General features: G+C 61.9%; 4 protein-coding genes. All 4 read left to right on the forward strand.

The window, feature by feature from the left end:
- The first annotated feature begins 146 nt into the window (after positions 1 to 146).
- On the forward strand, positions 147 to 533 hold the full coding sequence (locus tag ACYVLV_RS12245; protein ID WP_460810321.1) for a hypothetical protein: 387 nt from the start codon (positions 147 to 149) through the stop codon (positions 531 to 533).
- A gap of 709 nt (positions 534 to 1,242) precedes the next feature.
- Positions 1,243 to 2,133 (forward strand): tyrosine-type recombinase/integrase, encoded by an 891-nt coding sequence (locus ACYVLV_RS12250; protein WP_460810322.1) that lies wholly within the window; start codon positions 1,243 to 1,245, stop codon positions 2,131 to 2,133.
- A gap of 266 nt (positions 2,134 to 2,399) precedes the next feature.
- Positions 2,400 to 3,529, forward strand: a protein-coding gene (locus tag ACYVLV_RS12255; RefSeq protein ID WP_460810323.1) for an IS3 family transposase whose coding sequence is annotated in 2 segments (ribosomal slippage) — positions 2,400 to 2,667 and positions 2,667 to 3,529 — 1,131 coding nt in all. Because the reading frame shifts where the segments join, the coding sequence is not laid out codon by codon here.
- Between the two features lie 1,098 nt (positions 3,530 to 4,627).
- Positions 4,628 to 5,098, forward strand: a complete 471-nt coding sequence (locus tag ACYVLV_RS12260) for a hypothetical protein (protein ID WP_460810324.1) — start codon at positions 4,628 to 4,630, stop codon at positions 5,096 to 5,098.
- The last annotated feature ends 251 nt before the right edge of the window (positions 5,099 to 5,349 follow it).

The raw sequence follows: 5,349 nt of genomic DNA on the forward strand, positions 1-5,349 counted from the left end.
GACGGCATCGCCTCGAGTCTGGGTCTCATCGGGGTCTTCTGGGCGGCTGTGCTCAAACTGCGCCGAGGATCGACACGCTGACCTGGGACATCCGGTTCTGCCGCTGACTGTGCGCGATCCTGCCGAGGGGAGGATGAAAGTCCGGCATGCTTGTGAACGTGAACTACGAACGCCGCCTCTGGGAGCGCCTCATCGAGTCTCTCGACGGGTGGACCTCCGCCACAGAGATCGCGCCCGGAACGATCGAGGTGGCCCTGCCCGTCAACGAGACAGAGTCGCGGCGCGTGCACATCGTGATGAGCCCCCAAGAGTGGGCCGACATGGCAAGCGTCATGTGGGGAGACGTCGATGACGCCGTCCACGATGTCAAGCAAACGCTCCAGCGCCTGCAACCCCACGAAGGCTTTGCGGTCTACTCGCTCTACCAGTTGGAACCCTGCATCGCTCCGACCCTCCCGGAGCAAGCACCTCCTCCGCGGGAGGCAACGACGAAAGGTGGCGAGTGGAGACCGGCATCAGGTGCTGGATCGTGAGCATGCTCGCGGTCGTAGCGAAAGCTGATTGGCAGCGGGCATAGCGTCCGCTTCTGCCGCCGAGAGGGCGCGGTCCTGTGCATAATGCCGAGGAGCGGATGCCCCCCATGCGAAAATGTTGAGTCTGCAACCCTCCGAGCCAGTAGATGATCTGATGACGAGCATGCTTCGAACATCTCTCGGTCTCGCCGGACTTGGCCTACTCGTCGGCTGTACCGGGGCTGCTCCGACCAGTGACTCAGAAGTGCTCCGAGATCCGCCGGCTAGCGCCAACGGTGCGTCGAGGTCTCAACCGATCTCACCGGGCCAAGCGACCGACTCACCAGACTCTGGGATCACGCGTTGCGCAGATGTGCGACTGCCGGAGGAGGGCCTCGGGGAAGCGGACTACTTCTTGGACGAAGCAGCAGGCACGCTCCAGATCAACTTCAGCGATCTCCGACGCGGCCGCTATCGGAACGTCTCGTACACCGTGAGCTACCTAGCCGACGGGACATGCCTGAGCACCCCAGGAGTCACCGACGCCATTGATCGAGCCGCTCCGAAAGACTGGCCGCCCTCCAAGTAGGGGCACCCGAATCTGCCGCGTAGTGTGCGCGTCAGCGCACATGGATCTGCCGCTGGTGGCGCGCAACCGGAAGGGACCTTCGGTTGACGATCGCGCCATCCGGGTTCTTGCTGAGCTATGACCGCTACCGACCTGTTACCCGTGACAATCGACCACGACGATCAGATTCTGCATCTGGCTGTCGCAGCGCACCTGGCTCGCTACAAGGGCCAGACCCGTGCTCACACAGCCTCTGACTTGAACATCTACCTGAACTGGTGCCACGACCACGGGCTCCCGCCGCTCCAGGCCCAGCGCGCGCACATCGAACTGTTCCTACGCTGGATGCAGGAGGTGCGCAGACTCAAGCCCTCAACTGTGTCCCGGCGCCTCTCAGTGCTTTCGGGCTTCTACCGAACCTGTGTCATCGACGGTGTCCTCGAACACTCACCAGCCGAGTACGTCCGTCGACCGAAGGTCCCCCCGGAGTCGCCGACCCTGGGACTGAGCCACCTGCAGTTCGAGGCCATGCTTTCCGCCGGCCGCGATTCGACCAATGACAACGACTTCGCACTGGTCGCGATGCTGGGTTTGCTCGGGCTGAGGATCTTCGAGGCCACCGGCGCCAACATCGAAGCACTCAGCGAAATCCGCGGACACCGAGTGCTGCGGGTTCACGGCAAGGGCGACAAGATCGCCCAGGTCCCGCTCTCGCCCGCCGTAGGTCGAGCGATCGACCGTGCCGCAGGAACCCGCGAGAGCGGCCCGCTCCTTCTCAACGGTCAAGGCCGACGCATGGACCGGCACGCGGCCACTCGACGGCTACGAGCCCTGGTTCGGACTTCCGGAGTCACGATCGACCGGATGCACCCACACATGCTCAGACACACATTCGTCACGACGATGCTCGACGCGGGAGTTGACCTGCGTGACGTTCAGATCGCCGCCCGCCACGCCGACCCCCGGACAACGATGCGATACGACCGAGCACGCAACAACCTCGATCGGCACCCCAACTACATCCTCGCAGCCTTCATGGCCTCCGCGACATGAAGCAGCAACACCGCCAGGGGCTTCTGCTGCGGATCGCAGCGCCCGCAACCGCGACCCAATAAGTCTTGGCGCGCGGATCGCGGCAGATCCGTGTGCGCTGACGCGCACACTATGCGGCAGATCCGTGTGCGCTGACGCGCACACTATGCGGCAGATCCGTGTGCGCTGACGCGCACACTATGCGGCAGATGACCTGATCCCCGTGTAGTGGTCCAGAGGTTGTGAGAGTCCGATCCCCCATGATGGGGGCAGGAGGATTTACGACCATGGCGAAGCGACGTAGGCACACCCCTGAGCAGGTCATCCGTAAGCTGCGCGAGGGCGAGCGGATGCTTGGTGAGGGCAGTGATCTGGCGGCGGTGTGCAAACACTTGGAGGTCTCCGAGCAGACCTGGCACCGGTGGCGCAATCAGTACGGCGGGATGAAAGCTGACGATACGAAACGGCTCAAGGAACTCGAGAAACAGAACGCCCGGCTGAAGAAGCTCGTCGCCGAGCAGGCCCTGGACATCGACATGCTCAAGGAGTTGTCCCGGGGAAACTTCTGAGCCCCGAACGACGACGGCGAGCAGTCGATCTGCTTGTCGTCATGTTCGGGGTATCTCAGCGCCGCGCCTGCCGGGTGGCGGGCCAACACCGCTCGACCCAACGAATCACTGTCCGGGTTCGCTCCGATGCTGAGCAGCAGCTCCGGGCACGATTGCGGGCGATCGCGAAGAAGCACCCGCGGTGGGGCTGGCGCAAGGCGCACGCGATCGCACGCCGCGAGGGGCTGGTGATGAACAGGAAACGGACCCGGCGGCTGTGGCGCGAGGAAGGCCTCAAACGCCCGCAACAGGCCCGCAAGCGGCGCCGCGTCGGTGAGCAACGCGGCGACCGCATCGAATCGGCGCGTCCTGACCACGTATGGGCGTTGGACTTCCAGTACGACGTCACCTCTGATGGGCGCCAACTACGGTTCCTCAACATCGTCGATGAGTTCACCCGCGAAGCGTTCGCAACCCGGGCAGCCCGATCGTTCACCGCCGACGCCACCGTCGCGGTCCTCGAGGAAATCATCGCCACCACCGGCCGGTGGCCGGCCAACATCCGCATGGACAACGGCACCGAACTGACCGCGCACGCGATGATCGACTGGTGCCGCCTGGCCAGGGTCGAGACCGCGTTCATCGATCCCGGCTCGCCGTGGCAGAACGGCTACTCCGAGTCATTCAACGGAAGATTCCGCGACGAGTTCCTCACCACCGAACAGTTCGACACGCTCCTCGAAGCCCAGGTCCTGGCCGAAGACTGGCGCATCGAGTGCAACACCTACAGACCCCACGGCTCGCTGGGCGACCTCACCCCCGGGGCCTTCCAGCAGCAGTGGACCAACACCCAACCAGCACTCTCATAACCCCTGGACCACCAACCGGGTCCCAGTCAGTAGGAGTAATTCGGAGCCCGAGGATTCCATGGCGTTCTCGCGGCCTGCCGCCCAACTCCTGGAGGACGGTTCGCGGCTGCGACCAGCCGACGACGGGCATTGTCGGGAGACCACCGCGTGACCTCGCAGACCTGGTCCAGGATCTGGCCCTTGTCCTTATCGAAGCCTCGCGTACGCCTTGGCGTACCTCTTGGTGACCTCGGCACGAGACTGCATCGACAACTCTATTCTCATACTCGACCACGCTCACCGTTTGCTGGGCATTCATACGTGAGGCACGCCAGAGAGCGTTTCGCGGGGCAGTTTTCGTGAGGAGCGTTGACGACTTAGCCAGCCGAGCGTAGCGTGCCGAAATATGCATCGACTCTCACCCGCGGCCGCAAGCAGGGCACGGTGGGTCGCTGTGGTGACGGCATGTGTGGGCGCGTTTGCCACCGCTTCGGCCCTTTTGGTCGCCGTCCCCGCATCTGAGGCCGCCGGCTTCCACAAGTACTCGATCGGGAAAGAATGGACCTTTAATAACTACACTGGTCTGTCAGTAGATCGACCAGATCGTGGCGTGACTAATCAAGCGTCTACCGGTTGCTCTTCTCATTACTCAGGGAATCCGCTATACCAAACGCAGTGGGTTATCGTATCGTCGAGTGTCACGAATTGGTTGGAGCTGGGCACGGCTCATCAGTGCAACGACAATAAGAGATATCGTTTCTGGGGATACGGGTCCGGGGGGAACTGGTACCCGCTGGGCCAGTAGAATAATATCCCAAATGGCTCCGTGCGCACGTTTCGCATCACTCGCTCAAACGGAAGTACATGGAAATTCCTCGTCAATGGCGTCAACAAGTACACCTTGAACTGGGGAGTTTCGGGCATCCGAGTCGAGGCCGGCCTTGAGTCGTACGATTCCGGAGCCAAGATGACACGCTACGACCTGAATTATCTCAAGTACACCAAAGGGGCGGGGTCGTGGACCAACTGGACCGGTCAGGACACCGAGACTGTGGGCACTCCACAGCTGTGCGGTGGTTGGAAGTCTGCCTCCGCACGAAAGGCGGCACAGAATAAACCATGCTAACCAAAACGCTACTCTCCTGCGTACTGCTGCCGCTGCTGGTGGGCTGTGGCTCTTCGAGCAGTGTTTTTTCCGACACCGCTTCAGCTGGACCATCAGACGAGGCTGAGTGCACCAAGGCCGCGAGCGACCCGAATGTTCTAGGAGACTCTGCGACGGTTGAGTTCATCGAAAGCAAGTCAGCGAACGTGGAAATGTTGAACGAATGGTTCAGGTCTAGAGCCAAGGAATTCGGTGGGCCCGTTATCGAAGTCGATGCCTATGACGACTTGTCAGACGTCGGCGAAGATGACGTCTTTAGTGTGTGCCTCTACAAAGGGGAGCCTCGGCCGATTCCGGTCCCTGAAGGCGCTAAGCCTACAGAGGCCAACGGTGTGACTTCTCTCGTTCTGAATGGTTCCGTGACGGTGATCGCTCTTGGACCCCTCGAATCCTTACGTGACGAGTTTGCACTTCTCGAAGGGTAAGAGAACGCCTGTCCAATCTCATATTTCCGCCTCGGCATGCTCAACGGATGCGGCGGTGGCCGTTGACCTGGGCCAGGATGAAGTTCATGACGTTCGACCTGAGTCGGGTCATCCGGCTTAGCCCTCAAGCGACGCTTGCCTGACGTGTGAATCGCCCTGGGTCTGATGGAGACTCTGGCTATTGGATTCCGACCAGGGGTTGGTCGGTCCGTGTCTGAGCGTAGAACGTGTCCTCGAACTCGGCCGGCGGG

The sequence above is a fragment of the Nocardioides salsibiostraticola genome (genome assembly GCF_054783655.1).